The organism is Burkholderia latens, assembly GCF_001718795.1.
GTDB lineage: Bacteria > Pseudomonadota > Gammaproteobacteria > Burkholderiales > Burkholderiaceae > Burkholderia > Burkholderia latens_A.
Map to the genome: position 1 here is coordinate 764,432 of NZ_CP013437.1, position 26,594 is coordinate 791,025.

The window sequence follows — 26,594 nt, forward strand, 5'->3', positions numbered from 1 at the left end:
GCACTGTCATGATCAATATCCTCGTAGCTGCCGACGATACGGCCCGGCTCACGCAGATCGCGCGCATGGTCACGGAATGCGGAAACTATCGCGTGACGCGTGCGCATGGGCGACCGTCCCAGATCGAGCATCGGACCGACGGGCTCGATTCGTTCGATATCCTGCTCATCGACGGCGCCGTGACCGACGCGGCCGAGTTGTCTGCCATCGAGCGCATCTGCAGGCTGCATCCGGGCCTGACCGGCATTCTCGTCGCGGCCGATGCATCGCCGCACGTGCTGCTGGACGCGATGCGCGCCGGCGTGCGCGACGTGCTGCAGTGGCCGATCGATCCTGCCGCGCTTGCCCGCGGCCTCGAGCGTGCGGCCGCCCAAAGCACGCGGCGCGACGCCGAAGACACGCGATTCGTGTCTTTCATGTCGTGCAAGGGCGGTACGGGCACGAGTTTCGTCGCGAGCAACGTGGCCTACGAGATCGCCGAGGTCTACAAGCGTCGCGTGCTGCTGGTCGATCTCAATCAGCAGTTCGCGGATGCCGCGTTCCTCGTCAGCGACGAGACGCCGCCTTCGACGCTGCCGCAGCTGTGCGCGCAGATCGAGCGGCTGGACGGGGCATTTCTCGATGCGAGCGTCGCGCACGTGACGCCGACGTTCCACGTGCTTGCCGGCGCCGGCGATCCGGTGAAGGCCACGGAAATGCGCGAGGACGCACTCGAATGGATCCTCGGCGTCGCCGCGCCTCGCTACGACTTCGTGATCTTCGATATCGGCGTCAGCGTCAATCCGCTGTCGGTCGTTGCCCTCGATCGCAGCGACCAGATCCAGCTCGTGCTGCAACCCGCGATGGCGCACGTACGTGCGGGCCGCCGTCTGATGGAAATACTCGTGTCGCTGGGCTACCCGCCCGATCAGGTTCGGCTCGTGGTGAACCGGATGACGCGTGCCGGCGACCGGACCCGTGCCGCGCTGGAGGAAGTGCTTGGCCTGCGCGCGAGCTGCACGATCCCGGACGACGCCGACACGGTGCGCGAAGCGCTCGATCTGGGGCATCCGGTGTCGTGCGTCGCACGCGGCGCCACGGTCGCGCGTGCGTTGCAGGGGTGCGCGAAGCAAATCGTCGAGGGGGACGTGCGGGCCAGGCCCGGCGCCTCCAGCAGCGAACCGTTGATGTCCCGGCTGTTCGGCCGCAAGGCCACGCCGAAGCTCAAGTCCATGTGATCTTTCGGGGAATCCATCATGTCATTGCGCGAACAGATGTCCTTGCATCGGACTCAGCCGCTGGCGGCTGTCACCGAACCGGGTGCGGCCACGCATTCGTCGGTACGCGATGCGTATCAGAAGCTTCGCCGTGAAATCCATCTGGCCGTGCTCGAGCGCGTCGAGCTCGAGCGCCTGTCGCGCCTGCCGCAGGATCAGGTCCGCCAGGAAATTGCCGTATTGATTTCGCGCATCCTCGACGACGAGCGCATGCCCGCGAACGACATCGAGCGGCGCCAGCTCGCGATCGACATCTACGACGAGATGTTCGGCTTCGGTCCGCTCGAGCCGTTGCTGCGCGACCCCGGTATTTCCGACATCCTCGTGAACACCTATCGGCAGGTGTACGTCGAGCGCGGCGGCCAGCTCGAGCTGACCGACGTGACGTTCTACGACGATGCGCACCTGATGAAGGTGATCGAGAAGATCGTGTCGCGGGTCGGGCGTCGTATCGACGAGTCGAGCCCGATGGTCGATGCGCGGCTGCCGGACGGTTCGCGCGTGAATGCGATCATCCCGCCGTCGGCGATCGACGGGCCGCTGATGTCGATTCGGCGCTTTGCGGTCAACCCGCTGAAGATGGACGACCTGGTGCGCTACCACAGCCTCACGCCGCCGATGGCCGAACTGCTCGACGCGTTGGCCAAGGCGAAGGTCAACGTGCTCGTGTCGGGCGGCACCGGCAGCGGCAAGACGACGCTGCTCAACATCCTGTCGGGTTTCATTCCGCGGTTCGAGCGGATCGTGACGATCGAGGATGCGGCCGAGCTGCAACTGCAGCAGCCGCACGTGCTGCGCCTCGAGACGCGGCCGCCGAACATCGAGGGCAAGGGTGAGATTACGCAGCGCACGCTCGTGCGCAACGCGCTGCGCATGCGTCCCGACCGGATCATTCTCGGCGAAGTGCGCGGCGCGGAAGCGCTCGACATGCTCAATGCGATGAATACCGGCCACGAAGGTTCGCTCGCGACCATCCATGCGAACACGCCGCGCGACGCGCTCACACGACTCGAGAACATGATCAGCGTCGGCGGTCTGTCGTTGCCGCCGAAGACGATGCGCCAGCAGATCGCATCGGCGATCTCGGTGATCGTGCAGGCGACGCGGCTCACCGACGGCAAGCGCAAGATCGTCAGCATTCAGGAGTTGACCGGGATGGAAGGCGACATCATCAACATGCAGGAAATCTTCACGTTCAAACGCACCGGCGTGGATCGCGACGGCACGGTGCGCGGCTATTTCTGCGCGACCGGCGTCCGGCCCAAATTTGCCGAGCGGCTGCAGGCATTCGGCATCGACCTGCCTGATTCGCTGTACGACCCGTCCAGGCACTTCGAGACGAAGTGACGGACGGCGCGGTCCGATCCCGGGGAGGCGACATGGACTCGATCTTTTACGGTTTTGTGATTCTCACTTTCGTCGCGGTCGTGCTTGCGATCGAAGGCGCCTATCAATGGTGGAATGCACGGCATGGCGCGGCCGCGCGCCGCATCGAGTCGCGGCTGCGCGCGATGTCGGCTGGCGGCAATGTGCAGCAGGAGCGGCTGTCGATCCTGAAGAAGCGGATGCTCGACGAGTCGAAGCCGCTCGACCGGTTGCTGCTGCGTGTGCCGCGCGTACAGGCGATCGATTTGCTGCTGCAGCAGTCAGGGCTCGACTGGAGTGTCGCGAAACTGGCGACGCTGACCGTCGCGTTTCCGCTGGCGATCGGGCTGACTCTGCTCGTCACGCCATTGCCGACGGTCGTCTCGGCGCTTGTCGCGTTGCTGAGCGCGTGCTTGCCGACGATGTATGTGCTGCGTCATCGCAACCGGCGGATGGCCAAGCTGCATCGGCAGCTTCCGGACATCTGCGACATGATCTCGCGCGCGCTGCGCTCCGGTCATTCGTTCACGAGCGCACTGGGGATGGTTGGCGAGGAGTTTCCCGACCCGATGGGCGGCGAGTTCCGGATCACCTTCGACGAGATCAACTATGGCGTGTCGTTGCACGACGCGCTGGTGAATCTCGCGACCCGCGTGCCGGCTGACGACCTGCGCTATTTCGTGATCGCGGTGCTGATCCAGCGCGAGACCGGCGGCAATCTCGCGGAACTGCTCGACAGCATTGCGGCGCTGATTCGCGAACGTTTCAAGCTGTTCGACAAGATCCGCGTGCTGTCCGCGGAAGGGCGGCTGTCGGCCTGGATCCTCGGCCTGCTGCCGTTCGCTACCGCGTCGCTGATGGCCATCGTGAATCGCGAGTTCTTGTCGGTGCTCTGGACGGACCCCGCCGGGGTGAAGATGGTCGGCACGATGATGGTGTCGATGGCCTTCGGTCTCGTCTGGATGCGTCGCATCATCCGGATTCGCGTCTGACGCGTGTCACAGGCTTCACGAACCGTTTCGAGGTTGTCATGCAAAACCTGAGCGTAGTACACACCGTGATGCTGGCCGGCTTGTTCATTTTCGTGGCCGGTGGCGTGCTCGTCGCGATGCTGCTGTTCGCGCCCCGCAGCATGCAGCGCCGGCTCCAGCAGGCGAGCGGCGGTATCGGCGTCGGCGCGGACGGCGGCGGCAACGCGGGCCCGCGCTGGGTCGAGAAGCTCGTCGAGCTGTCGAAGCCGATTTCCAAGCTGTCGGTGCCGGAGGAGGGGTGGGAGAATTCGCCGTTGCGCCTCCGGTTGATGAATGCCGGGTGGCGTGACCAGAACGCGGCCGCGCTGTACTTCACCGCCAAGACGCTGCTCGCGCTCGCGCTGCCGTGCGCCGCCCTGTTGATGCTGATCACTACGCGGCTCGCGGAACAGCGCATGTTGCTGTCGTTCCTCCTCGTCGCGCTGGCCGGGATCGGTTACTACTTGCCGAACGTCGTGCTGACGCGGCGTGTCAATGCGCGCCAGCGGACGATCTTCGAGGATTTCCCGGACGCGCTCGACCTGCTGACGGTATGTGTCGAAGCCGGGCTCGGACTCGATGCGGCGTTGATGAAGGTGAGCGACGAATTGCGCTTTCGCAGCGAGGTGGTCGCAGGCGAATTCGATTTGTTGCTGCTCGAGATGCGCTCCGGCTTCACGAAGGAGACGGCGCTGCGCAACCTTGCGCTGCGGACCGGCGTGGAAGATATCGAGTCGTTCTGCGCGATGCTGATCCAGGCCGACCGTTTCGGCACGAGCATCGCGGAGTCGTTGCGCGTGTTGTCGGACATGCTGCGCACGCGGCGGCAGATGCGGGCCGAGGAACGGGCCGCGAAGATCGCGCTGAAGTTGTTGTTCCCGTTGATCTTCTGCATTTTCCCGGCACTGATGATGGTGCTGCTCGGGCCGGCGATGATCCACGTGTATCGCGTGCTGCTGCCGACCTTCACCAGTATCGGGCAGTGACCCGCGGCGCGGAGCGGCCGCGCGAGACTGACAAGCGTGTTGGCGGGGCCTCCCCGGCCGGCACGTCCACCGTCTTCATGGGAGGCTCCTCCTCCCCCCGGGCGGCGTCGCGAGACAGGTCGATCATAGCGGCGTCAATGCAACCCGGACCCATGGTCGACCCTGGACACAGCCATAGTCCACTGCCCGCGCGGGTGGCCCCCTACGGCTTCAGTCGTAACCGGGCGGTGCACCGGCCCCGCTCGTGTTACCGGCCTGCGTCGTTCTCGCTCGGCGATTGCTCCGGTGTGCCGCAGGCACAGTGACCGCATGCGACGTGAATGCGGGAACGCGCATGCGCGCGGCGATATTCGGTCGGCGACATGTCGAGGTGACGCCGAAACAGATGCGCCAGGTAATCGCCGCTGCCGAGCCCGCTGCGGCGGGCAATCGAATCGACGGGCAGCGCGGTGCGTTCGAGCATCGTTCGCGCGTGGGCGAGTCGCACCTGCGTCAGCCACGCGCTCGGCGTCATGCCGATTTCACGCGTGAAGCGGCGCAGCAGCGAACGCTCGCTCATTGCGACGAGGGCGGCGGCTTCCCGGATCCGCACGGGGCGGGCAAAGTTGGATGCGAGCCAGTCGGCGACATGGCGCATCTTCTCGGGCATCGTCCACTCATTCAACGGAATGCGGATCGCCCGGGCGTCAGGGCGGTCGGCACCGCGTGCGGCGCCGTGACGTACGGCGTGAAGTGACGTTGGGGTGTCGCTCCGGACCGATTCGCTCTGGTCGTCGTATTGGCGTTCGTTGTCGCAGGCACTGCACGTCGAGCGTCGAGCGTTCGGGATGAATGGCATCAAGAGGGTTGTCCTGTCGTTGTCATGTGAGGATTGTCGATGCGGTTTCGGACATTCGATGTCCGGATGCAGAACGAAGCTGCGCCGTCTGCGGCATCGTTCCGATCGATTCCTTGCGACTTCAGTCCTCGTCGAGCGCGGGCGCCTCCATCGCGTCGAGTCGGGTCGCGATCAGTGCAAGCAGGTCGGTGCGCACGGCGATCCTTCCATCGGGTCCATGCACGGCCGATGCATGCAGCGCGCGCGCGAGTGCATCGAGCGCGGCGCAGCTGTCGAGCGTGCCGGCAATTGCCCAATGGCCGGCGCGGCGATTGGGCAACTGGCGTGTGTGTCCGGCAAGCAGCGCGACTTCGCTGCGTGCACCATCGCGCGACCGCACCATCGCACCGTTGGCGCCGATGCTGTTCCAGCAGAATCCGTCTGACCGGCGCGCCGAAGGCTTGACGACGTGCACGACGATGTCTGCGCCGACGGCCGCGCGATCCCGAGCGATCTGCCATGCGAGCCGCGGATGTTGCGATTGCAGCCAGGGCAGCCACCCCTGTGCGGTGCGTTCGTCGATTCCCCACAACCGCAGCGCAACGCGAAGTACGCGCCGTAGGCCGTCGGGTGCGTGTGCATTCGATGCGTCGCTGGCGTTGAGGTGATCGATGGGTCGGGTCATAGGGTGGAGGCACGAGTGAAGGAAAGCGGATGGTGTGCCTTCGTCGGGACAAAATATGTCCCTTCTTGCGTCCCGACGAGAATGGCGTGTCGTACGACCCTCGGGACACGATTTGTCCCGATGCGAGGCTAAGGTGGCGGCGCGCACGATCGACGCCGCCGGACGCGTGACTCGCGAACGATTTGATTGCGATGCGGCGGTCGGTCAGGCGGACCGGTTTTGCGGAGCAGGCGGCCGCAAGCACGTCGCGGCACGCCACCCTCGACGGCAGGCGATCCCGCGTTCGCGCCGCCGGTGCGGTCCGCGTGCCGCCGCCTCATTGCGACGCCGGACGATCGATGCCTTTACAACGTTTTTCAAGGATCCCCATGAACGGCTATCCGTCACCGCTTGAAAGTCTTGCCGCGTTTGCCATTGCGTTTGCCGCTGGTGTGTTGTCGACCGCCGTGCTTACCCGATACGTCGACAAGTTGCATGCCGATGCACGGCGTGCGGTCGGCGAAGGCCGTTGACGATCTGACCGGCACCGGCACCGGCACCGGCACCGGCACCGGCACCGGCACCGGCACCGGCACCGGCACCCGGTCGGAGATGCGCACGCGATCTGCGGCGTGAGACGGCCGGGGCGGCGGCTTGCTGGGTGCAAGGGCGATGTCCGGGACGACGCGCGTCGTATTAAAGAATCAGGGTCTGGTGCCGTAAATCAGGGAGATTTCTCTTCAAGGCCCGATTCACGCCCCATGCCAGACCTCGATCGCGACATCATGCGCCTGCTGCCCGACGCCGGCACGCATGCGGACTACGTCAGCACGCCGGAGTTGTATGCGCGGATGCAGGACACCGTGCCGGACCTTCCTTCGATCAAGACAGTGCTGCGTCGTCTCGCTGAACTGGAAGCGCGCGGCCTCGTGGAGACCGACCGGCGCGGCACCGCTTCGGTGTGGCGCCGCAAGGACGGCGCGAGCGGCATGGCCGCCAAGGCGGGCTCGATCATGAGCTTCGACGAGGCGCTTGCATTGCAGACGTTGCGGCGCTTCTCTTCCCGGCAGATTCCCGGGCTTGTCGCCGATTCGATCTCCGCGTTGTTCAGGATCGCGGATGCGCGGCTCGAACGGCCCGTCAGCGAATCGGAACGGAAGTATGCGCGCTGGACCGCGAAGGTCGCGGTCGAAAGCGGCGGCTTTTCCCTCCACTATCCGTCCATCGACCGCAAGATTTTTGCGGCCGTTTCGCGCGCGCTCTTCGAGGAGCGCAAACTGAAGATTGTCTATCGGCCGCGCCACAACGCGGACAACGAGACGCCGAGGATCGTGCTGCCGCTCGGTCTCGTCGAGGTCGGCGGACTGGTTTACATGGTCGGCGCGACCGAGGGCAAGCCCGAACCGACGCTGTACAGGATGGACCGGCTGTCGCGCGCCGAGGCGATGCTCGAATCGTTCGTGTATCCGGCGTCGTTCTCGCTCGAGGTCTACGTGAAGCAGCAGCGACGCTTTGACTTCATGGTGGACAAGGCGGTGAAGTTGTCGCTCAAGTTCGTCAACCAGGCCGGCGACCATCTGCTGGAGGCGCCGCTGTCGCTGGACCAGACGACGCGCCGCACCGACGATGCGCTATTCGTGCAGGGCACCGCGATGCTGAGCCAGCGGTTGCGCTGGTGGCTGCGCTCGTTCGGGCCGAACGTCGAAGTGCTGGGGCCGGCAAGCCTGCGCGCCGAGCTGGCGGCCGAAGCGCGGGCACTCGCGCGGATTTACGGCGGATAACGGGCGGCGCATGGCTCAGATTTTTCCGAATGGCTGGGATGCGATAGCGGTCAGCGGTGCAGCACAACGCGAGATCGAGACGCTCGAGATCCTGCGGCGCGACTTGCCGGACAGCTACACCGTTTACCACGGTGTGCACTGGACGCAGCTCGACCGTGGTTTCGCCATCTTCGGTGAGGCCGACTTCGTTGTCGTCGGACCGTCCGGCCGCGTGCTCGTGATCGAGCAGAAGTCTGGCCTGCTCGAAGAAACCCCGAACGGTTTGGCCAAGGTATACGGGACGACCCGCAAGAGCGTGCCCGCCCAGCTCGCGAGGACAATAGCAGGGATGCACGGCCGCTTCACGACGGCCTTCGGCTCGATGCGCTATCGGCTCGAGGAGTTGTTGTACTGTCCGGACTACCGCGTCATGCGGCCGGAGATCGCCGGCGTGAACCCGGCGAGGATTGTCGATGCACGGCGCCGTACCGCGCTGGCGACGATCATCACGACAATTCTTCCTGCCGACGAAGTGCGCCTGCCCTGTGCCGATCGCATTCATGCGTTTTTGAGCGACGAGCTGTCGCTCACGCCCGACGTCGGCGCGACGATCGGCGAGGTGGCGCGCGTCGTTACGAGAATCTCCGGCGGTCTCGCGACGTGGGCACGGGCGATCGAGTGCCGGCCGTTTCGTCTGCGGGTGATCGGCACGGCCGGATCGGGCAAGACGCAGCTCGCGTTGCGTGTGCTCGACGATGCGGCAAGGGCGGGGCGCCGGGCGCTCTATCTGTGCTTTAACCGTCCGCTCGCCGACCATCTGAGCTTGATCGCGCCGTCCGGCGCGACCGTGCTCACCTATCACAAGCTCTGTCAGCAAGCAGCGGCGCGCCGCGGCGATACGATCGATTTTGCCGACGGCGACGTATTCGAGCGGCTCGAGCGCGCACTTGCCGGCTGGCAGCCGGACGAAGCCGAGCGCTTCGACACGATCGTCGTCGACGAAGGGCAGGACTTCGTGCAGGAATGGGTGGCGCCGATCGAGCGGCTGCTGAGCGCAGAGGGCAGGCTGTGGTGGCTCGAGGATCCGATGCAGAACCTCTACCGGCGCGACGGCGTCGCGCTGCCGGGCTATGTCGAGGTGCGGGCGATGTCGAACTATCGCAGTCCGCGCGACATCGTGCGCTTTGTCGGTGCACTCGCGGGTGCGCCGATGGGATTCGAAGCCGCCAGCCCGTTCGACGGTTCGGACGTGGAGCTCATGACCTATGCCGGCGCAAACGCGGCGCCGACGACGCGCCAGGCAGTCGACGCCGCGCTTGCGGCCGGTTTCGCGCTGTCCGACATCGCGCTGCTGAGCTTTCATGGCCGGGACAAATCGATGTTCACCGTGCTGGACAGGCTCGGCAGGCATGCGTTGCGCAGCTTCACCGGCGCGTACGACGCGCACGGCGCACCGGTTTACCGGGATGGCGAGCTGCGGTTCGAGTCGGTGTTCCGGTTCAAGGGGCAAAGTGCGCCGTGCGTGATTCTGACCGAAGTCGATTTCGACCACTTCGACGAGATCACACTGCGACGGCTGTTCGTTGGCGCGACGCGGGCGACGGTCAAGCTGTTTGTCGTCATGTCCGATCGCGCGGCGCGGATGTTGATGGAACGGATCGGGTAGCAGCGCAGTCGTGAACGCTACATGCCAGGGTCCCGTGTGTGCGCCGCACGCGTGGCGATCTCGCCGGCCGGCACACCGGCATCCGTCATCCACCGCGCCATGCGTTGCGGACATGAATTGTCCAAACCATGCGATATCTTCGCCGACGGCGGATTCGGAGCGCAAGGCGCCCCTAAAGAACGGCACGACCGTGCCGTTAGACCTTTAGCGGCAGTCCGCTTCCGGCGACGATGCAGCATCGCGAGCGTGCGATGCGGAAGCTCACGTTATCACGGCACTGGATTTTCATGAAAAGCGCGCGAGCGGCACAGGCAGAACTTGGCAAACTGATCGATCGGATCCGCACCATCATCTCGAGCGACACCTCGGTTGGCAACTACTTCGACGACGAACACCGTTGGTTGAACGATCGCGAGCGAATCTGGCGGAACGATGCATTCCGCATCGGGCTGATGGGCGTCACCAGTTCCGGAAAGTCGACACTGGTCAACGCGCTGCTCGGCGCGGAGCTGCTGCCGCGCGCGGTGCGCCCGAGCTCCAATAGTCTGGTCGTGTGCGAATGGGGCGAACAGCTCGAGTGCACGATTCATTTCGACACGGCGGGTGCGAAACCGAAGTCGCTGACCGGCAGCTCGATCGCGAAGCGGCTCAAGCACTACGCTGACGAAGAGACGAACCCCGGCAACCGCGAAGGCGTCGCGGAGATCCGGCTGCGCTCGCCGGACTTCCGGTTCCGGCGCGGCGTTGCACTGATCGATACGCCGGGGCTCGATGCGGCCGGCCATGACGATCACGAGCGGCTCACGCTGGAGGTGTTGTTGCCGACGGTGGATGTCGTGGTATTCGTCGCGACCTGCAAGGCCAATTCCGACGAGAAGATGCGCGATTACGTGTGCATGGCGGACGAACTCGGCAAGCCGATCGTCGTCGTGCAGAACATGATCGACAGCGTGACTCCGAAGCTGGGCCAGAACGGCGAACAGCTGAAGAGCTGCACCGAGGTGCTGGTCGAGCATCGCCGGCGCGTCGAGGGCGTGCTCGCGAAGGCGGGCGTCAAGGCTGCCGGGGTCTGCCAGGTCTCGGCCAGAATGGCGCTCGAGCGGTGGGACGATCGTTCCGGGATGCCCGACTGCGCCGCGTTGATCCAGCGGCAACTCGATGCGCTGGCGCCAGCGATCGCGAGCGGACGACGCCGGCAGCTGGACGACTACCTGACCAGACTCATCAAGCGCGAGTTGGAACCGGGCGATCAGGCCGCCGTATTGCGGCGGCAACACAAGGAGGCGGAGCGGCTATCGGATCTTCGCCGCACGCTTGCCGCACGCTACGCGTCGTTGCGGGAGGAGGCCGGACGCGTGCCGGCCGCGCGCGGCATCGAAGCCGATGCGCTGCGGCACGAAGCGGCAGCACTGACCGCGACCGACATCGACGCGGCACATGCATTGAAGACGCGCGTCGAGCAATGGCAGAAGCGATCGGCAAAGGCCCTCAGTGAACTGAACAAGCGGTTGAATGCGCGGATCGCGGATGATTGCACGACGTTGAATTTGCGTACGGAGGACATCGATCTCGCCGCGAAGCTGGCGCGGCCCGCCAGTACACTCAAGGTCGAAACCACCGAACGCACGCGCACGGTGCGGACCGAACAATCGAGCGGCTGGGGCTGGTTCAAGCGCAAGGTCGATTTCTTCGATCAGAACTGGGGCTATGACGAGCGGACCGAGAACTGGACTGAGATCCGCGATATCGGGGCGTTCCGGAAGTCCGTCGCGCATGCGATCGACAAGGAACTCGATTTCGTGGACGGCTTCGTCGAGGCGGCCGTCAAGCGCATCCAGCAGATCGACCGGCAGTTCAAAAACGAAGTCTCTGCGCAGGAGCGGGGTGTGGTTGCGAAGATGGCGGCGGCGAGCGCCATCGTTCAACGCAAGGCCATCGCGCAGCAACTCGATGCCTTGCTTGCCGAGCCGCGGCAATCTGCCGCTGCGCCGCAAGCGGACACGGGCGCCGCGCAGATAACGACGCCAGCGGTCGAACCAGAATGGCACGACGTTGACGTGCCGGCGATCGTGTTGACAATGGCGCGGCTCGCCAGGCGGATCTCGCGCCGACGCTTTCCCGATCTGCGGGACCAGGTGCTGACAGCCGCGACGGGCAAGCGCTCGCGCGACGGTCGACGCGTGCTGATGCTCGGCTACGACGCGGACAGCCTCGGCGACTTCGTCGACCGGTTCTGGTTCGACACGCTGAAGGGCTCCGATAGCGGGGCGGCGGGCTTCACGTCACGGAGCTTCGACACCGGCCGCTTCGACGAAATCGCGGTGGCCGTGCCGGCCGCCGGCACGCTCGACGCGGTACGCGAATTCATGACGTCGCCGTGCGTGATCTTCCTGATGCTCGACATCCAGCAGATCGGTGCGACGAAGAGCGCGCTGGATCGCTCCGGCATTCGGTTCGGCTCGCTCAAGCATCCGATCGTCGCCGTCGTGCAATCGATCCGCGAGCTTGAGCGATCCGGCTCGATCGTCGAGGCGCTGCGCGAACTCAAGCGGCTGTGCGACGAGCGCGGCTATCCGCTTGCCGGCGTGCTGGTCAACGACGAGAAAGATGTCTACTCGACGCTCGCAAACCGCCTGCTCGTCGCGGAAAAGCCGTTCGAAACGATCGCGGAGCAAACGCAGTTCATTGGCGGGCTTCCCGAATACCACCGAAAAGATGCCGCTGCGATCATCCGCTCCTGGGGAGCGATCGCAGCCTGACGCCGGTTTCAAGGACAACTATGATCAATCACACGCGAATCACTGTCGACGACGAGACGCGACGGGTGCTCGACGAACTCAGCGGGCACCTTGCTCAGACACCACCTTGGGCCGGTCAGCTGGCCGATGCCATCCACGCGGAACTTCGGGAGGCGACGCGCACCGCGCTGGCCGGGCCGATCAAGGCGATTGGGCAGCTCGACGCCCAGCTTGCCGCGCTTCAGGTCCGGATCGCGTCGGCGACCGACACGCTGGCCGGATTGACTGGCGCGGCGCAGGCGCTCGACGGCCGCATGGCGGCGCAGAGTGCCGTACTCGACCAGCAGGTTCGGGCGATCGACGAAGCCGGCACCGCGGTGGCCGGGCACACGCAGGCGATCGCGGGGTTGCAGCAGCACGCACAAGCCACCAACGACAAGGTGGACGCGCTGCGTGCCGCCGCCGATATTCACGGAGACCAGCTCGCTGCGCTGATCGACCATTCGCGAAAGCTCGGTGCGGCCACTGACGCGCTGCTCGGCACGCAAGCGGTGCTTCAGGACGTGCAGGCGGCCCAGGCCGCCCAGCGCGATGTGCTGCTGAGCGTGCTGCAACGCGTCGAGCACCTGTCGAAACCCTGGTGGAAGCGTCTGTTCGGCGCGGCGGAGCGCGCGCGATGACGAACCGCAAGGCGATGCTCGAATTACTGGACGATTCCCGTTGGGAAGCGCTCGGCGAGCGCCATGATCCGCGCGAGCCGGACGGCGAGGCGCCCGGCCTGGTCGAGCGCCTGCATGCATACCATGGCCAACTGTCGGCGGAGCGCTTCGTGTTGCCGATCGCCGGTATCCAGGGCAGCGGCAAGAGCACGCTGCTGAATGCGCTCGCGTTCGACGAACCCGTGCTGCCGATCGATGCGGACGAAACCACCTGCGTGCCGGTGGAGATTGCGTGGGCGGCCGGCCAGAGTCCGCACGCGCGGGTCTACTTCGCTGACGGCCGCATCGAGACGCTGTCTTGCACCGAGGACGCGCTTCGCTCGGTCGTGCACAACGAGCAGAATCCCGGCAACGTCAAGCAGGTCACGCGTGTCGCGCTCACGTCGAACCGGGAGCTCTTCCGGCACGGGCTGGTACTGGTCGACCTGCCGGGCGTCGGCAGTCTGACGCAGGCCAACCGGGACACCACGCAGCGCTACCTCGCCGAAGCGGTCGGTGTCATCTTCATGCTGCGGACGGTGCCGCCGCTCACGCGCTCCGAAGCCATTTTCGTCAGGCTGCAGTGGGCATCGCTGCGCACGGCGATTTTCGTGCAGAACCGCTGGAACGACGAGTCCGACGACGAGGCGCTGGCCGGACGCGAACATAACGCGAAGGTCTTGGGGCAAATTGCTGGGCAAGCCGGGATTCCGTTCGACGAACCGCCTGCCATTCATGTCGTGAACGGGTTCGACGCACTGCGCGGTACGCTGTGCCGGGACGCCGGACTCGTCGAGTCGTCGGGACTCGCCGCGCTGGTCGCCGAACTCGGCCGTTTCGGCGCCGGCTGGGCGGCGCGTGTGGCCGATACCGTCGCGACGGCGCTCGCGGCCGACGCCGAGCGGCTGGCTGCCGCCATCGGCGATCGCCTGGAGGAAACGAAACTGGACCGTAGTGCGCACGCGGCCCGCATGGCCGAGGATGCGCGGCTGCATGTCGAGCGCCTGCAGGCGCTCGACGAGCGCGCAACGCGCATGCGGGACGATGCCGACGCGTTTCGTCGCGCCGTGCGCCAGCAATTGCGCACATGGGCGAACGACAAGGGCGCGGAACTGCGCAACCGCATGCGGACCAAGATGCGCGCGGGCATCGTCGACGGGCCGCGCCTGTCGCGCGCGCTGAAGGATGAGCAGTCGGATGCAACGGACGACATCTTCAATCAAGTACAGGAAGATGCCCTCGAGATGCAAGAGCGCTTGCGCATGGACCTAGACGGGCTCGATGCGTGGTCCGCCGACATGCCGGATATCACGTTCACCGTCGACAAGGCGGAAGCGAAGCGGTTCGAGAACCTGGCTGCGCGAGCCGGTGCGGCCGCGGGCGGTGTATGGGCCGCAGTGGAAGCGGGCGCGCTGGTCGGCAGTTTGGGCGGCGGGCCGGTTGGCGCCGTGATCGGCGGCGCCGTCGGTGGCCTGCTCGGTGCGATGGCGGGCCAGTGGCTCGGCGGCAAGGCCAGGGAAGGTGTGACTGAACTCCGCGCACGCGCCGTGGAGCCAGAGGTGTTTGCTGCGATCGACCGGTACGTGTCGGAGACGGCCAATGCGCTCAACCGGATCGTCGATGAATTCGTCGAGCATCTCGACTTGCTGCTCGAGCGCTGGCGCGCCGCAAAATCCGCGGCATTCGAGCAGGAGCGGGAGTGCTCGCTTTCGATGATGAACATGTCGGCCGACGAAAAGGCGCGCGCGGCTGACATGCTGACGGCCGATCTCGATGCGGTCGCCGTGTTGCGCGGCAAACTGGCGGAGGTGCGTGCATGACGGCGCATGCCCATCACTGGATCGACGGCACAGGCGAACTCGTCGATCTGCTTGAGCGTGGCGGCGAAGAGGCACGGGCGAGCGTCGCGCGGCTGCTGCTTGGCCGTCTGACGTTGCCGCAAGCCTATGTGACCGTGGTCGGCGAGACCAGCACCGGCAAGTCGTCGCTGATCAACGCGCTGCTCGGACAGGACGTGCTGCCCGCCAGCGCACGGCCGACGACCGGCGTGGTCACGCATGTCGCGTGCCGCGACGAAGCCGCATCGCGTTATTTCGCGATCTATCGCGACGCCACGCAGGAAGCGATCGACCACGATCGGTTCCGCACGCTGAGCGAGACGCCGGACGGCGATATGTTGCGACTTCAGGTCCGGACAAGACCGAAGGCAGCCGGCAACGTCGGCCTGCACGTGTTCGATACACCCGGCTACAACGCGGTGCTGAGCGAGCATGAGGAAGTGTTGATGAACTTCCTGCCGAACAGCGACGTGATCGTGTTCGTCGTCGGCTATCGCACCGGGTTCGGCCAGACAGACCAGGATCTGCTCGAGGCGATCGCGGCCGCGACCGCTCACGACAGCACGATTCCGCTGGTGCTGGCGATCAACCGTGTACCGGCGGGCTGCGGCGTCGACGACAAGCGGGTCACCGAGATCAGGCGCCTGGTCGAGGACGGGCTCCGGCGGCCGTTCACGCTTCAGCTTGTCGGATCGGCGAACCGGCTGGCGGACGGCGCGCCGATCGCACGGGCGCCGCTTGAGGCCGATGCTCTGTGGGATGAAGTGCGCCGGCACGCGTTCGATTCCACGGTGCTGGAAACCGTGCACGAACGCCTGCAGGCAAGCGTCCTGGCGGTGCTCGACGATGCCGACGCGGCGCTCGAGCGCGAGGAGGCCGGCCTGCTCGCCAGCGCCGACGAAGCGGACGCGATCGCGCGCGCGCTTGACATCGCGCGTACCGCGCAGGCCGAGTCGCTGCGCGAAATCGAGCGGACGATGGCGAACCTCGAAACCGCGCTGCCTCATCTGCTGGACTCGCTCGTCGCAGCGTCGCTGCAGCAGGTCGAAGCCGAAGTCCAGGGCGCGGACAAGTGGCTCGGCTACGCCGATTGCGCGGAATGGCTCGCCGGCCATTGCCTGCCATTGGAGGTCCGCCGGATGGGCCGTCAGCTCGAGGCGCACATGGAAGTCGAGATGGTGGCGCTGAACCGGCGACTCGAGGAGATTGCGAACACGGCGGTCGGCGAGCTGGACAAGACCGTGTCGCTACGGCCCGACGATCCGGTGCGACGCTTCACGTTGAACGTGTCGCGCACTATCGCGCAGCGTCTGACCGGCAATGCCGTGAACGCGATGCTGCGGGGGATCGGCGGGGTCGGCGGCGCAGCCGCCGGCGCCGGCAACCTGGCGAAGATGGCGGTCAAGCGGCTTGGCGAGATGTTCGGCCAGCGGTTCGGGCGTGAGGTCTATGACCAGATCGGCCGGATATTCACGAAGCGGATGCTCGAGCGTCTGAACGTCGCGGTGACCGTGCTCGTCGAGATCGGCTCGTTCGTCTATGAGGCCCAGGTCTGGCAGCGCAAGCTGATCGAGCAATGTCGAAAAGCCGTGGGCACCTGGCGAGACGAAATCGCACAGGTGTTGCGCAACCAGCACTTGCCGTCGCTGCGCGCGTCCAACGAGGCGATCGTCAACGAGTTGTACGGCGAATTCGAAGGCAGTCCGGTGGCGGTGCAAGAGCGCCCCGTGCGCCTGGCCGCGGTGCAGCGCACGCGCGAACAGCTGGCGGTCCTGCGTGAGCGGTTGATGCAGACGGCAAATCCCTGAACACGAAAGGAATACATGATGAGCGGTGATTCGATGGATCTGCCGGCCCGCCGGCCGGCAACGGTGCCCGCCGAACGTACCGGCACGCCGACGACCGGCCGCGGCGCGTTTACGGAGCGGCAGGTCGATGCACTGATCGCAGGCGGCACGCAGGCGGCAAGCAATGTGCTTACCATTGTGGCCAACGTGTCCGAAATCGCGAAAATTCGCGCGAACTCGGAGGCGCAGGTCGATCAGATCGAGGCGCGCACACGTCAGGTGCGCGAAGCGTTCCGGGCCGAGGTCGAGCGCCTGTCGGCCGTGCGCGACACGATCGTCACGCGCGGCGATACCGCGGTGAAGCTGATCCGCGAGGTGCTCGCCGGCATTCCGGAATCCGACCAGCAGTCACGTCGGCAAGCGCTGGAGATGCTGACGAAAATGGTCGAAGTGGTCGTCGCGGATTCCGGGGCATCGTCGGTGCCGCGGCCATGATTGCCGATCTTTCCGCGATCGCTGTCGATCTCGTCGAGCTGATCCGTGCGCTGGAGCTCGAGCGTGCGGATCAGCTCGCGCAGACGGTCCGGCGCGATGCGCAGCGCGCGCATTTCGAAGGGCGTCAGCAGACGGTCCACGCGCTGACACTGGCGATAGCGAACGCGAAAATGCAGCGGACCAAGCTGTTCGACGCCGTGGCCACGTTGCCGCCAAGCGAGCAGTCTCGTGCGCGTCACGCGGTCGAAGGCATTTGCCGCGCGTTGTTCGACGAACAAATCGCGTCGATGGTGACGCGCAAGCGGCAGTTGTCGCGGCCGGCCCGGTAGGCGCGTGCGTGGCCGCGACGTGCGCTGTCCGGTCCGGCCGCGCGGTTGAAATGGCGATGGCGGCGCATGATCGTCGTGGTGCGCGCTGCCGGCCCCGCTCGCGCGTCACTGAAAATGATGCACGTACCGCAGCACCATGCGCGCGCCCTGCGGCCGATTGCGCGCATAGACTTCGAAATACGCGTTGAACAGCAGGTGATCCTGCGGCGAGAAGCTGACCATCGCGCCGGGCCCGATTGCGAGCACGGCTTCGCGCGTGCCGGACACGTCCTGCCCGTTCGCCCGCATGTCGGTGGTCTGGCGCAGCCAGTAACCGTTCAGACCCAGCCGCAGCCCGGGCCGCACCTCGTACTCCGTCGCGAAGTTCGCATGAACCGCCTGCCCGGCCTGCGTCGACGTCACGTCGGGCCCGAGCGCCGCGGCCGGCTCGTGATTGGTCGCATTCCACAGATAGTGCAGCCGCCATGACACGGTCCACTTCGGTGTGACCCAGAACGTGGCCGCCCAGTACGGATCGAACGACCAGAAATGGCTGCCGGGATTGATCGCACGCGCCGGATCGTACGCGCCGGTCGGCGCAATGAACTGGAATTCCAGCCGCTGCGCGAAACGCGGCCCGTGCGCGCCCATCACCGGATCGAACTGAATGAACGGGCCGACGAGAAGGTCGCCGAATCCCGGCCGCGAATTCAGCGCGACGTTGCCGATTCCGTCGTTCGTATGCACGGCGGCCACCCACGGCAGGATCACGTCGAGCCCGGGATGCATGCCGCCGAACGTCAGCGGCGACTGATAGACGAGCTGGCTGAGCCCTGCGAACAGGTCGATATCCTGCTTCGGCAACCCGACCTTGTTGCCGGCATTGTCGTTGACGCGGCCGGCCGTGTAGTACTCGAGATACTGCGTGCCGTACCAGCCGGAGCCGGCCGGCGGCATCCCGTCGAGAAAACTCGTCATGCCGAGGTTGACCGACGGCAGGTCGGTTGCCCGGGCCGGCGTGTGACCGGCGACGCCGGCGAACACGAGGCCTGCGATCGCAAGCAGGCGGGAGCCGCGCTTCATCATCACCATCTCCTGGTTGGTTGTTCGTATCACTAAGCAAACAGGTCAGCAAAGATCCGGGTGGTCCGAGATCGCGCGATACTGGCCTGCGTGAAACACGAGCGGCGCGCGCCCGAACATATCGAACTGCTCGATCTCGCCGATGAACAGAAGATGATCGCCGCCTTCGTAATGGCCGACGTTGCGGCACACGAAGCGCGCGCTGGAACCGTCGAGGCACGGCACGCCGCCGGCGTCGGCATCGACATGCGGCACGCCGTCGAACTTGTCGGCGCTCGGCGTCGCGAAGCGGCGCGACAACTCGATCTGGTCGTGCGCGAGGATATTGATCGCGAAGTGCGTGGCTGCGACGAAATCCGGCCGGCTCGGTGCGACCTTGCGCAGGCTCCATAGCACGAGCGGCGGGTCGAGCGACAGCGACGAAAACGAATTCGCGGTGAGGCCGACCTTGCGCCCGTCCTGCGAACGCGTGGTGATCACGGTAACGCCGGTCGGAAACTGTCCGAATGCGGCGCGCAATTGCAGCGGGTCGACTGCGGAGCCGCACGAAGCGAGGGTGTGCATGGCGATTACTCCGGGCGCGCGGCGTGTTCGCGGATCAGCGCGGCGCAGGCTGACGGCTCGAACCACCATGGCGAGAATTCGCGCGGGTCGTCGAAGCCGTTGACGATCTTCGACGCGAGCGACGGCAGACGGGCCGCCGCGCCGAGCAGTTCGAGGATATGCGGCGGCGGCGGCGCGAGCAGCGAGTTGGTCCAGCGCACGACGTGCTGCGCATACGCCCAATAGCGTTCGAACGTGTCGTGCATCCACCGTTCGTCGAACGGCTCGGCCTCGCGCGCGAGAATCGCGTCGCCATACACCTTTGCGCATTTCGCTGCATTGTTCGAGCCCTGCCCGGTGATCGGATCGTTGACGACCACCGCATCGGCCATGCCGAACACGGTGCGCCCCGACGGCAGGCGGAAGAACGGCTTGCGCACGGTCGGCGTGAAGCGGCCGGAGAGCGTGCCGTTCGGATCGGTAAGCTCGACATCGCGGCAGCGTTCGAATTCCCACGGCACGTACTGCTGCAGGAACGACAGGCTGCGGTCCAGATGCTGCTCGGGCGTTTTCACGTCCGCCCAGCAGTCGAGCGGGCCGCCCGGAATGCCTTCGAACACCATGATTTCGCACGGGCCGGTGGTGGTCAGCGCCGGGAACACGAAGTACTCGCCGACACCGGGCAACAGGTTGAAGCGCACACGCGAGTACGGCTGGCTCGATGTCATGCCTTTCACGTAAGTGAGCGCGAGCGCGCGCTGCGGGCGTTCGAACGCGCTGCGCGCATCGTCGCGGCCGAGCAGGTTGACGATTTCGCCCTTGCCGGCCGCGAGCAGCACGAGATCGTGACTGTGTGCGAGTTCCTCGAGCTCGGGTACGCCGACGTCGCAGATGCGTACGTCCGCGCCGCGACGGACGATCGCATCGAGCCAGTCGGCCATTTTCACGCGCTGATCGACCGACTGCGCATAGCGCGTCAGCCGCGACGACCATTCGATCGCCTTGCGGCCGCCGCCCTCCGGATGCGGCACCACGATGCCGATGCCCTCGACGGACGGGCAGGCTTCTTCCCACGTGTTCAGGCCGAGATCGCGCTCGGTCTGCAGCGCGGTATGAAACATGCACTGGCTCGACATGACCTTGCCGGTGCGGATCTGTTCCGCGTCGCGGTTGGTCGCGAGCGTGACGTGATAGCCCTGATCGAGCAGCATGAAGGCGAGTTGCAGGCCGGACTGGCCGGCGCCGACGATGGCGATGCGTTTCATGATGAAATCCTCTGGATAACGAATGAATCTGACCGGACGACGACTCGAACGAAGCGGCCCGAGGCTACTCGGCCAGGCGCGGGATCGCCGGTACCGCCTGTTCGGGGCCCATCGCGGAATAGCCGCCGTCGACCGCGTAGTCGGCGCCCGTCACGAAGCTCGCGGCATCGCTGCACAGGAACGTGACGACCTGCGCGACCTCCGATGGATCGCCGACGCGGCCAAGCAGGTGATACGGTGCGGCCACGCGGTCCGTTTTTGCGCGATCGCCGTGCGTGAGTTCGTCCATCACACGCGACCACGTCCATCCCGGCGACACCGAGTTCACGCGTATCCGGTCGGCGGCGAGATCCATCGCCATGCTGCGCGTGAGCTGGCGCATCGCGGCCTTCGAGGTCGGGTAAAGCCAGCGCCCCGTCTGCGCGCATTGCGCGGAGATCGAACTGAAGTTCACGATCGCGCCGCCGCCGCGTCGCGCAATGTGCGGCTGCACGGCCTTGACCAGCATCGCGGCCGACACGACGTTCACGTCCATCGCAGCGAGCCAGTCGTTGCGCGAGGCCTGGATGCCGTTGTCGACGTAGCTGCAAGCGAGGTTGATGAGCAGGTCGATTGCGCCGAAGCGTTCGGCGACGGCCGACACCGCGCGCTCGATCGCGAGATCGTCGGTGATGTCCGTCGCGATGAACATCGCGCGTTCGCCGAGCGCATCGGCCGCACGCGCGCCGTTCTCCGCATCGAGGTCGAGGATCGCGACGCAGGCGCCGGCGCGGTTCAGGTCCTGCGCGACGGCAGCGCCGATCAGCGTGGCGCCGCCGGTGACGATCGCGACTTTGCCAGCAAGGGCAGTCATGGGGTGTCTCCTGACATGGTTGAACGAAGACGGCACGCGCTCGACGTGCGGCCGCCCTATCCGGCGATCAAGCACTGTCGCGCCAACGCTGCATCAGCGTGTTCGACGGCACGGTTTCGTCGAGCAGCTTGCGCGCCGTCTCGACGCCGGCAACGGGCAATCCGGCCGCGTCGAGCAGGCCGATCTGCACGAGCACGCTCGCCTGGTCCCAGTAGATGTGTTCGTGATACAGCTTGTCGCCGCGGAACTTGACGATCGCGACGAGCGGGATTTCGACGCGCCTGCCGGTCGGCGCAACGCCGGGCAGCATCCAGTCGATCTCAGTCGTATGCGTGAAGCAGAACAGCAGTTCGTCGACGATCTGGCTCGCGCCGATCGTGCGCGAGATCGGCGTGATCGTCGTGTCCGGCGGGTTCGCGTGCACGAAGTGGTGCGTGTAGAAGCGCTTGAGCTCGTCGTAGCCGACGCCGCCCGTCAGCGTCGGAATATGGTTCACGTACGGCTGCGCGACCATCGTGTCCATTGTCGCGTCGACGTTGCGCGTGTCGAATTCGTGCCGCAGGTGCGTTTCCCACAGTGTGGACAGGTCGTAGTGCGGGCCGAGCGCCGAGCGGAACGCGGCGATCGCGCGCTGGTGGGCCATCACCGAGGCCGCCTTGTCGAAGTGATCGCCGCCGGCGCGCGCGAACGCGTGGTCGACGCCCGGGTACACGTACACCTCGACACCATCGCGCCCCGCGAGCGCAGCCGTGATGCGCTGCTGCGCGTCCGGCGGGCAGAAACGGTCCTGCGCGGCGATCTGCAGCACCAGGCGCGCGCGCAGGTGCGCGGCTTCGTCAAGCGCGTGCTCGATGCCGACGCCGTAGTAGCTGACGGCGGCGGCCACGTTCGGCAGCCGGCATGCGGCGAGATATGCGAGCTTGCCGCCGAGGCAGAAACCGAGCACGCCGGCCTTGCCCGTGCATTCCGGCCGTTGCGTCAACACGGCCAGCGCGGCCGCGACGTCGTCGACGCCCTTGTTTTCGTCGTAGTCGCCGTACAGCGCCATCGCTCGCTCGAAATCGGCCGCGGCGTAGCCGAGCTCGACGCCCGGCGCCTGGCGCCAGAACAGGTCGGGCACGAGCACCGTATAACCTTCTTCCGCGTAATAGTCGGCCACGTCGCGCATCGTCGCGTTCGCGCCGAAGATCTCGTGACACAACACAATGCCGGGCCCCGTGCCGCCGGCCGGCGTGCTCAGATAAGCGCGAAACGCGCCGCCGTCCGGCGACGGGATCTCGATGTGTCGTCCTTTCATGTGTCCCTCCATTCTGTTCGTCGCTTGCATGGGCCCAGTATTGGCGGACGAAATCGGCGCTTCTATCCGCTTTCTTCGGCCGGTATCCACGAATTCCGGAAACCTGTCGAGCGGCCGGCCGCGCCCGGGCAGGAACGCCGCGCACTGCGGGTATCTGCGGATGCGGAACGCCCGCACAGTTTTCTACGATGCGCGAACGGTCCGCTTCTTGCGTGAGGCATGCAGGGCTTGCGTAGTGTAACGACGCGGATTGTCCGGAAAGTCCGGACGTTATCCGGATCGTGCGACCGGATTCCCCGGGAGCGGGAATGCGTGCACAGCGCAAGTGCGATCGAGCACGACGGGAGAACTTCGATGGGGCAATTTTCCGGAACCGGCTGGCTGGGCGACGCCGCCTGTTTCAATCGCGACACGCTGCTGCTGCAGTCGAACGATCTCGACGAAGTGCGTGCGCGCGTCGGCGACGTGTTCAAGCCGCATCGACTCGCGTTGACCGGCAATTCGCGCGTGCTGCACAGCCGCATGCATCATGCGCGCTGGGGAAACCTGTCGCTGAACCTGCTCGACTATGGCGGCGAGGTGTCGATCGAACCCGGGCCGCTCGAGCACTTCTATCTGCTGCAGATTCCGCTGCGCGGCGACGCGGAGATCGAATGCGGTGCGGTGCGCTTCGTGTCGTCGGCCGATACTGCGTCGCTGCTGTCGCCGACGCTGGCACTGCGGATGCGGTGGGGCGAAGCGTGCCCGCAAGTGGTTCTGCGCATCGAGCGCGATGTGATGGAGCGGCATGCGCAACGGCATTTCGGTGACGACCGGCGCGCGCCGGTGGAGTTCGAGCCGGAGTTCGGGCTCGCGTCGCCGCAGGGCGCGTGCCTGACGCAAATGCTGCCGGTGCTGACCGACGCAATCGCGACCGACGGGCATCCGCTGCGTCATCCGCTTGCGTTCGAGCAGCTCGAATCGACGCTGCTCAACCTGTTGCTGTACGGCCACCCGAACACCGCGCGCGATCGCACCCGCCCCGCACCCGCGCCGCTCGCGCCGTTCTACGTGCGGCGCGTCGAGGAATACATTCGCGCGCACGTCGACGAGCCGCTGACGATCGAGCGGCTCGCGGAACTCGCGGGCGTCAGCCCGAGCACACTGTTCGCGGGGTTCCGTGCCCGTCACGGCATCACGCCGATGGCGTTCGTGCGTCAGCTGCGGCTGCAGCATGTGCGCGACGAGCTGCTCGACGACGCGACACCGGCGCTCGCATCCGTGACGGACATCGCGTTGAAATGGGGCTTCGCGCACCTCGGGCGATTCGCGATCGACTACAAGCGCGCGTTCGGCGAATCGCCGTCGGCGACGCTCAGGATGCGGCGCGTGCGAGGCTGACGAGATCGATTGGCGAGCTCGCCGGCGGTGTCGCCGCGTGCGTGACGTCGCGCACGCGTCGGATCGCCACGTCCAAGCGGAAAGCGGAAATGCGATGGCGACCGTTGCGGGTCTGACGCGCAACGGCCGAACATGCAACGCGCGGACAAGCCCGACGGCGTGCCCGCGCGATCACGCACGGAAACCGGCTACTGCAGCCGGTGTTCCGCCGCGTGTTTTCAGTAATGCACGACGGTCCGGATCGACTTGCCTTCGTGCATCAGGTCGAATGCTTCATTGATGCCGGTGAGCGGCTTCGTGTGCGTGACGAACCTCGCGAGCTGGATTTTCCCGGCCATTGCATCTTCGACCATCCCCGGCAGCTCGGAGCGGCCCTTCACGCCGCCGAACGCGGTGCCGAGCCAGCGGCGGCCGGTCACGAGCTGGAACGGACGCGTCGAGATTTCCTGGCCGGCGCCCGCGACGCCGATGATGACGGACTGACCCCAGCCGCGATGCGCGCATTCGAGCGCCGCGCGCATCACGTTGACGTTGCCGATGCACTCGAAGCTGTGGTCGACGCCCCAGCCGGTCATGTCGACGATCACTTGCTGGATCGGCTTTGCGTGGTCCTTCGGGTTCACGCAGTCGGTCGCGCCGAACACGCGGGCGAGGTCGAATTTGCCCGGGTTCGTGTCGATCGCGATGATGCGGCCGGCCTTCGCGAGCTTCGCGCCCTGGATCACCGCGAGGCCGATGCCGCCGAGACCGAACACGGCGACCGTGTCGCCTTCCTGCACCTTCGCCGTGTTCTTCACCGCGCCCAGGCCGGTCGTGACGCCGCAGCCGAGCAGGCACACCTGCTCCGGGTTCGCGGCCGGGTTGATCTTCGCGAGCGACACTTCGGCGACGACCGTGTATTCGCTGAACGTCGAGCAGCCCATGTAGTGATAGATCGGCTGGCCGTTGTAGCTGAAGCGCGTGGTGCCGTCGGGCATCACGCCCTTGCCCTGGGTCGCGCGCACCGACACGCACAGGTTGGTCTTGCCGCTCTTGCAGAACAGGCACTCGCCGCATTCGGCGGTGTAGAGCGGAATCACATGGTCGCCGGGCTTCACGCTCGTCACGCCTTCGCCGACTTCGACCACGACGCCGGCGCCTTCGTGGCCGAGCACCGCGGGGAACAGGCCTTCCGGATCGTCGCCCGACAGCGTGAACGCATCGGTATGGCAAACGCCGGTATGCGTGATCTTGACGAGCACTTCGCCCTTGCGGGGCGGTTCGACGTCGATTTCGACGATCTGCAGCGGCTTGCCCGCCTCGAATGCAACTGCGGCACGTGATTTCATGGGGAGTTCCTTTAAAGAATCATCGAATGAAGCGGTACGCCGACGATCGCGCGCCGGTCAGCGCAAGTAGGACCGGACGAGGTTCACGATATCGTCGATCGATTCGGAAGCAGGCCGCGGAGCATCCGCGAGCTGGGTAAATTCCTCGCGCAAATGGCTTTCCAGCACGCCGGCCATCACGCCGTTGATCGCGCCGCGAATCGCAGCCAGCTGCTGAAGCACCGGGCCGCAATCCGCTCCGTCCTCGAGCGCCTGCTCGAGCGCGTTCAGCTGCCCTCGCACACGGCGCACGCGGGTCAGCACGCGCTTCTTTTCTTCGGGGGAATGCGGCATGGAAGTCAGTCGGTTTCGATACTGGGGGGTAGTATAGAACAACGCGATGCCGGCGGTCTACCCGGTGTTGTCCGGGTGCGGCCGGACGGCCGCGGTCAGATCAGCAACGCAAGCGTGCGGAACAGCGCAAGGTCATCCTTCCGCGCCGAGCGCGCGTGCCGCCGGATCACTTGCAGCAGGCAATCGATGAAGCAGCGCGCGGCGTCGCTCAGCGTGCTGCTGCGGCGCGTGACGATTCCGAGTTCGCTCGGTTCGAACGTCTCCTTCAGCGACAGCACGCGCATCCGCTCGCCGAACGGCGGCACCGCTGCGAGGATCGTCGGGCACCACGTGCACATGCCGGCCTGTTCGAGCATCGTCTGCAGCATTGCGACGGACTGTGCGCGCACGATGCGCCGCTCGTCGATGTGCGCGCCGTGCCGCGTGAACAGATAATCGACGAGCGCGGCCTGGCCGTCGGCCGACGAATTCAGCACCCAGTCGCAATCGAGCAGGTCGTGGACCGATTTCGCACGTTCGCGCGGATGGCCGGCCCGCACCATCACCGACGTGTCGTAGCGCAGCAGCGCCTCGAACGCGAACTCCTGCGCGCCGTTGCCCGGCTGCACGTGGCCGAGCGCGAAGTCCATGCTGCCGTCGCGCAGCAGCGGTTGCGCAACGGCCATCAGCGCCTCGTACAGCTCGAGCCGCACGTCGGGCATCCGCTCGCGGAACTGCAGCACGGTTTCCGCGAGAAACGTCATCGTCAGCCACGGCGTGACGCCGACACTCAGCCGCCCCTCGACGCGCCCGCGCATCCGCTCGAGATCGCTCTGCGCATGCTCGAGCTGCTTGAGCACGAGCTTCGCATGCGTGAGCAGCGTCTTTCCGTATTCGGTGAAACCGATGCCTTCCGGCGCACGCACCAGCAGCGGCAGGCGCTCGCTGGCCTCCAGCTCGCGCAGCGCGCGCGTGACGGCCGCCTGCGACAGCCCGAGCGAGCGGGCCGCGCCGCGAATGCTCCCGGCCTCCGCGCTCGCGACGAGCGCCTGCAACTGATGCAGCTTGATCGTGGTCATGGTATGCGGTGGTATGAAGAATGGCGACAACGAGCCGTTGTCATCATAACGAAACTGCGGCTGTTC

General features: G+C 66.1%; 24 protein-coding genes. 13 read left to right on the forward strand and 11 right to left on the reverse strand.

Features of this window, described 5'->3' with window-relative positions:
• Positions 1-8 precede the first annotated feature (8 nt).
• Genes WK25_RS18945 through WK25_RS18960 form a run of 4 tightly spaced genes read left to right on the forward strand, consistent with a single transcriptional unit; the run spans position 9 to position 4,617 of the window.
• On the forward strand, positions 9-1,217 hold the full coding sequence (locus WK25_RS18945; protein ID WP_059545589.1) for an AAA family ATPase: 1,209 nt from the start codon (positions 9-11) through the stop codon (positions 1,215-1,217).
• 18 nt (positions 1,218-1,235) lie between these two features.
• On the forward strand, positions 1,236-2,603 hold the full coding sequence (locus WK25_RS18950) for a CpaF family protein (RefSeq protein ID WP_069242360.1): 1,368 nt from the start codon (positions 1,236-1,238) through the stop codon (positions 2,601-2,603).
• A gap of 32 nt (positions 2,604-2,635) precedes the next feature.
• Entirely contained in the window at positions 2,636-3,613 is a 978-nt protein-coding gene (locus tag WK25_RS18955) for a type II secretion system F family protein (RefSeq protein ID WP_069242361.1), read from the forward strand.
• A 38-nt stretch (positions 3,614-3,651) separates the two neighbouring features.
• On the forward strand, positions 3,652-4,617 hold the full coding sequence (locus tag WK25_RS18960; RefSeq protein WP_069242362.1) for a type II secretion system F family protein: 966 nt from the start codon (positions 3,652-3,654) through the stop codon (positions 4,615-4,617).
• Between the two features lie 247 nt (positions 4,618-4,864).
• On the opposite strand, the gene WK25_RS18965 is transcribed toward WK25_RS18960, so the two are convergent.
• The 3 genes from WK25_RS18965 to WK25_RS31345 form a co-directional block, all read right to left on the reverse strand.
• Entirely contained in the window at positions 4,865-5,266 is a 402-nt protein-coding gene (locus WK25_RS18965; RefSeq protein ID WP_069242363.1) for a helix-turn-helix domain-containing protein, read from the reverse strand.
• Between the two features lie 310 nt (positions 5,267-5,576).
• Positions 5,577-6,119: a hypothetical protein gene (locus WK25_RS18970; protein ID WP_069242364.1), complete on the reverse strand. Its 543-nt coding sequence runs from the start codon at positions 6,117-6,119 to the stop codon at positions 5,577-5,579.
• A gap of 383 nt (positions 6,120-6,502) precedes the next feature.
• Positions 6,503-6,718, reverse strand: coding sequence for a hypothetical protein (locus WK25_RS31345; protein ID WP_156789058.1), 216 nt, complete (start codon positions 6,716-6,718; stop codon positions 6,503-6,505).
• Between the two features lie 141 nt (positions 6,719-6,859).
• Between WK25_RS31345 and WK25_RS18975 the strand changes: the two genes are divergently transcribed.
• The 8 genes from WK25_RS18975 to WK25_RS19010 all read left to right on the forward strand — a co-directional run bounded on the left by WK25_RS18975 (position 6,860) and on the right by WK25_RS19010 (position 17,409).
• Positions 6,860-7,879, forward strand: a complete 1,020-nt coding sequence (locus tag WK25_RS18975) for a helix-turn-helix transcriptional regulator (RefSeq protein WP_038571822.1) — start codon at positions 6,860-6,862, stop codon at positions 7,877-7,879.
• 10 nt (positions 7,880-7,889) lie between these two features.
• On the forward strand, positions 7,890-9,524 hold the full coding sequence (locus WK25_RS18980) for an ATP-binding domain-containing protein (protein WP_038571824.1): 1,635 nt from the start codon (positions 7,890-7,892) through the stop codon (positions 9,522-9,524).
• Positions 9,525-9,775: 251 nt separating this feature from the next.
• The gene (locus WK25_RS18985) at positions 9,776-12,283 is read left to right on the forward strand and encodes a dynamin family protein (protein ID WP_167432657.1); all 2,508 of its coding nucleotides are present in this window, start codon (positions 9,776-9,778) and stop codon (positions 12,281-12,283) included.
• 20 nt (positions 12,284-12,303) lie between these two features.
• Complete coding sequence (locus WK25_RS18990; protein WP_069242366.1) at positions 12,304-12,942, forward strand: hypothetical protein; 639 nt, start codon at positions 12,304-12,306, stop codon at positions 12,940-12,942.
• On the forward strand, positions 12,939-14,780 hold the full coding sequence (locus tag WK25_RS18995; protein ID WP_069242367.1) for a dynamin family protein: 1,842 nt from the start codon (positions 12,939-12,941) through the stop codon (positions 14,778-14,780). The genes WK25_RS18990 and WK25_RS18995 overlap by 4 nt, the downstream gene beginning before the upstream one ends.
• On the forward strand, positions 14,777-16,606 hold the full coding sequence (locus WK25_RS19000; RefSeq protein ID WP_069242368.1) for a dynamin family protein: 1,830 nt from the start codon (positions 14,777-14,779) through the stop codon (positions 16,604-16,606). Before WK25_RS18995 ends, WK25_RS19000 begins: the two co-directional genes overlap by 4 nt.
• Before the next feature lie 15 nt (positions 16,607-16,621).
• Positions 16,622-17,080 carry a hypothetical protein gene (locus tag WK25_RS19005; RefSeq protein ID WP_069242369.1) on the forward strand — a complete coding sequence of 153 codons (459 nt, stop codon included), beginning with the start codon at positions 16,622-16,624 and terminating at the stop codon, positions 17,078-17,080.
• A complete protein-coding gene (locus tag WK25_RS19010; RefSeq protein ID WP_059545573.1) occupies positions 17,077-17,409 on the forward strand; it encodes a hypothetical protein in 333 nt (110 codons plus the stop codon). Before WK25_RS19005 ends, WK25_RS19010 begins: the two co-directional genes overlap by 4 nt.
• A 105-nt stretch (positions 17,410-17,514) precedes the next feature.
• Here WK25_RS19010 and WK25_RS19015 read toward each other — a convergent pair whose 3' ends face one another.
• The 5 genes from WK25_RS19015 to WK25_RS19035 all read right to left on the reverse strand — a co-directional run bounded on the left by WK25_RS19015 (position 17,515) and on the right by WK25_RS19035 (position 22,429).
• Positions 17,515-18,474 (reverse strand): SphA family protein, encoded by a 960-nt coding sequence (locus WK25_RS19015; RefSeq protein ID WP_069242480.1) that lies wholly within the window; start codon positions 18,472-18,474, stop codon positions 17,515-17,517.
• Between the two features lie 42 nt (positions 18,475-18,516).
• On the reverse strand, positions 18,517-19,035 hold the full coding sequence (locus WK25_RS19020) for a flavin reductase family protein (protein WP_038571852.1): 519 nt from the start codon (positions 19,033-19,035) through the stop codon (positions 18,517-18,519).
• 5 nt (positions 19,036-19,040) lie between these two features.
• Positions 19,041-20,279, reverse strand: coding sequence for a styrene monooxygenase/indole monooxygenase family protein (locus WK25_RS19025; RefSeq protein WP_069242370.1), 1,239 nt, complete (start codon positions 20,277-20,279; stop codon positions 19,041-19,043).
• 64 nt (positions 20,280-20,343) lie between these two features.
• On the reverse strand, positions 20,344-21,132 hold the full coding sequence (locus WK25_RS19030; protein WP_038571858.1) for an SDR family oxidoreductase: 789 nt from the start codon (positions 21,130-21,132) through the stop codon (positions 20,344-20,346).
• Between the two features lie 67 nt (positions 21,133-21,199).
• Positions 21,200-22,429 (reverse strand): dienelactone hydrolase family protein, encoded by a 1,230-nt coding sequence (locus WK25_RS19035; protein WP_069242481.1) that lies wholly within the window; start codon positions 22,427-22,429, stop codon positions 21,200-21,202.
• 354 nt (positions 22,430-22,783) lie between these two features.
• On the opposite strand from WK25_RS19035, the gene WK25_RS19040 reads away from it, so the two are divergent.
• Positions 22,784-23,809 carry an AraC family transcriptional regulator gene (locus WK25_RS19040; protein ID WP_069242371.1) on the forward strand — a complete coding sequence of 342 codons (1,026 nt, stop codon included), beginning with the start codon at positions 22,784-22,786 and terminating at the stop codon, positions 23,807-23,809.
• A gap of 218 nt (positions 23,810-24,027) precedes the next feature.
• On the opposite strand, the gene WK25_RS19045 is transcribed toward WK25_RS19040, so the two are convergent.
• The 3 genes from WK25_RS19045 to WK25_RS19055 all read right to left on the reverse strand — a co-directional run bounded on the left by WK25_RS19045 (position 24,028) and on the right by WK25_RS19055 (position 26,528).
• Positions 24,028-25,137, reverse strand: coding sequence for an S-(hydroxymethyl)glutathione dehydrogenase/class III alcohol dehydrogenase (locus tag WK25_RS19045; protein WP_069242372.1), 1,110 nt, complete (start codon positions 25,135-25,137; stop codon positions 24,028-24,030).
• Between the two features lie 57 nt (positions 25,138-25,194).
• Complete coding sequence (gene frmR / locus WK25_RS19050; protein ID WP_038571867.1) at positions 25,195-25,470, reverse strand: formaldehyde-responsive transcriptional repressor FrmR; 276 nt, start codon at positions 25,468-25,470, stop codon at positions 25,195-25,197.
• A gap of 95 nt (positions 25,471-25,565) precedes the next feature.
• Positions 25,566-26,528, reverse strand: a complete 963-nt coding sequence (locus WK25_RS19055) for a LysR substrate-binding domain-containing protein (protein WP_069242482.1) — start codon at positions 26,526-26,528, stop codon at positions 25,566-25,568.
• Positions 26,529-26,594: the final 66 nt, after the last annotated feature.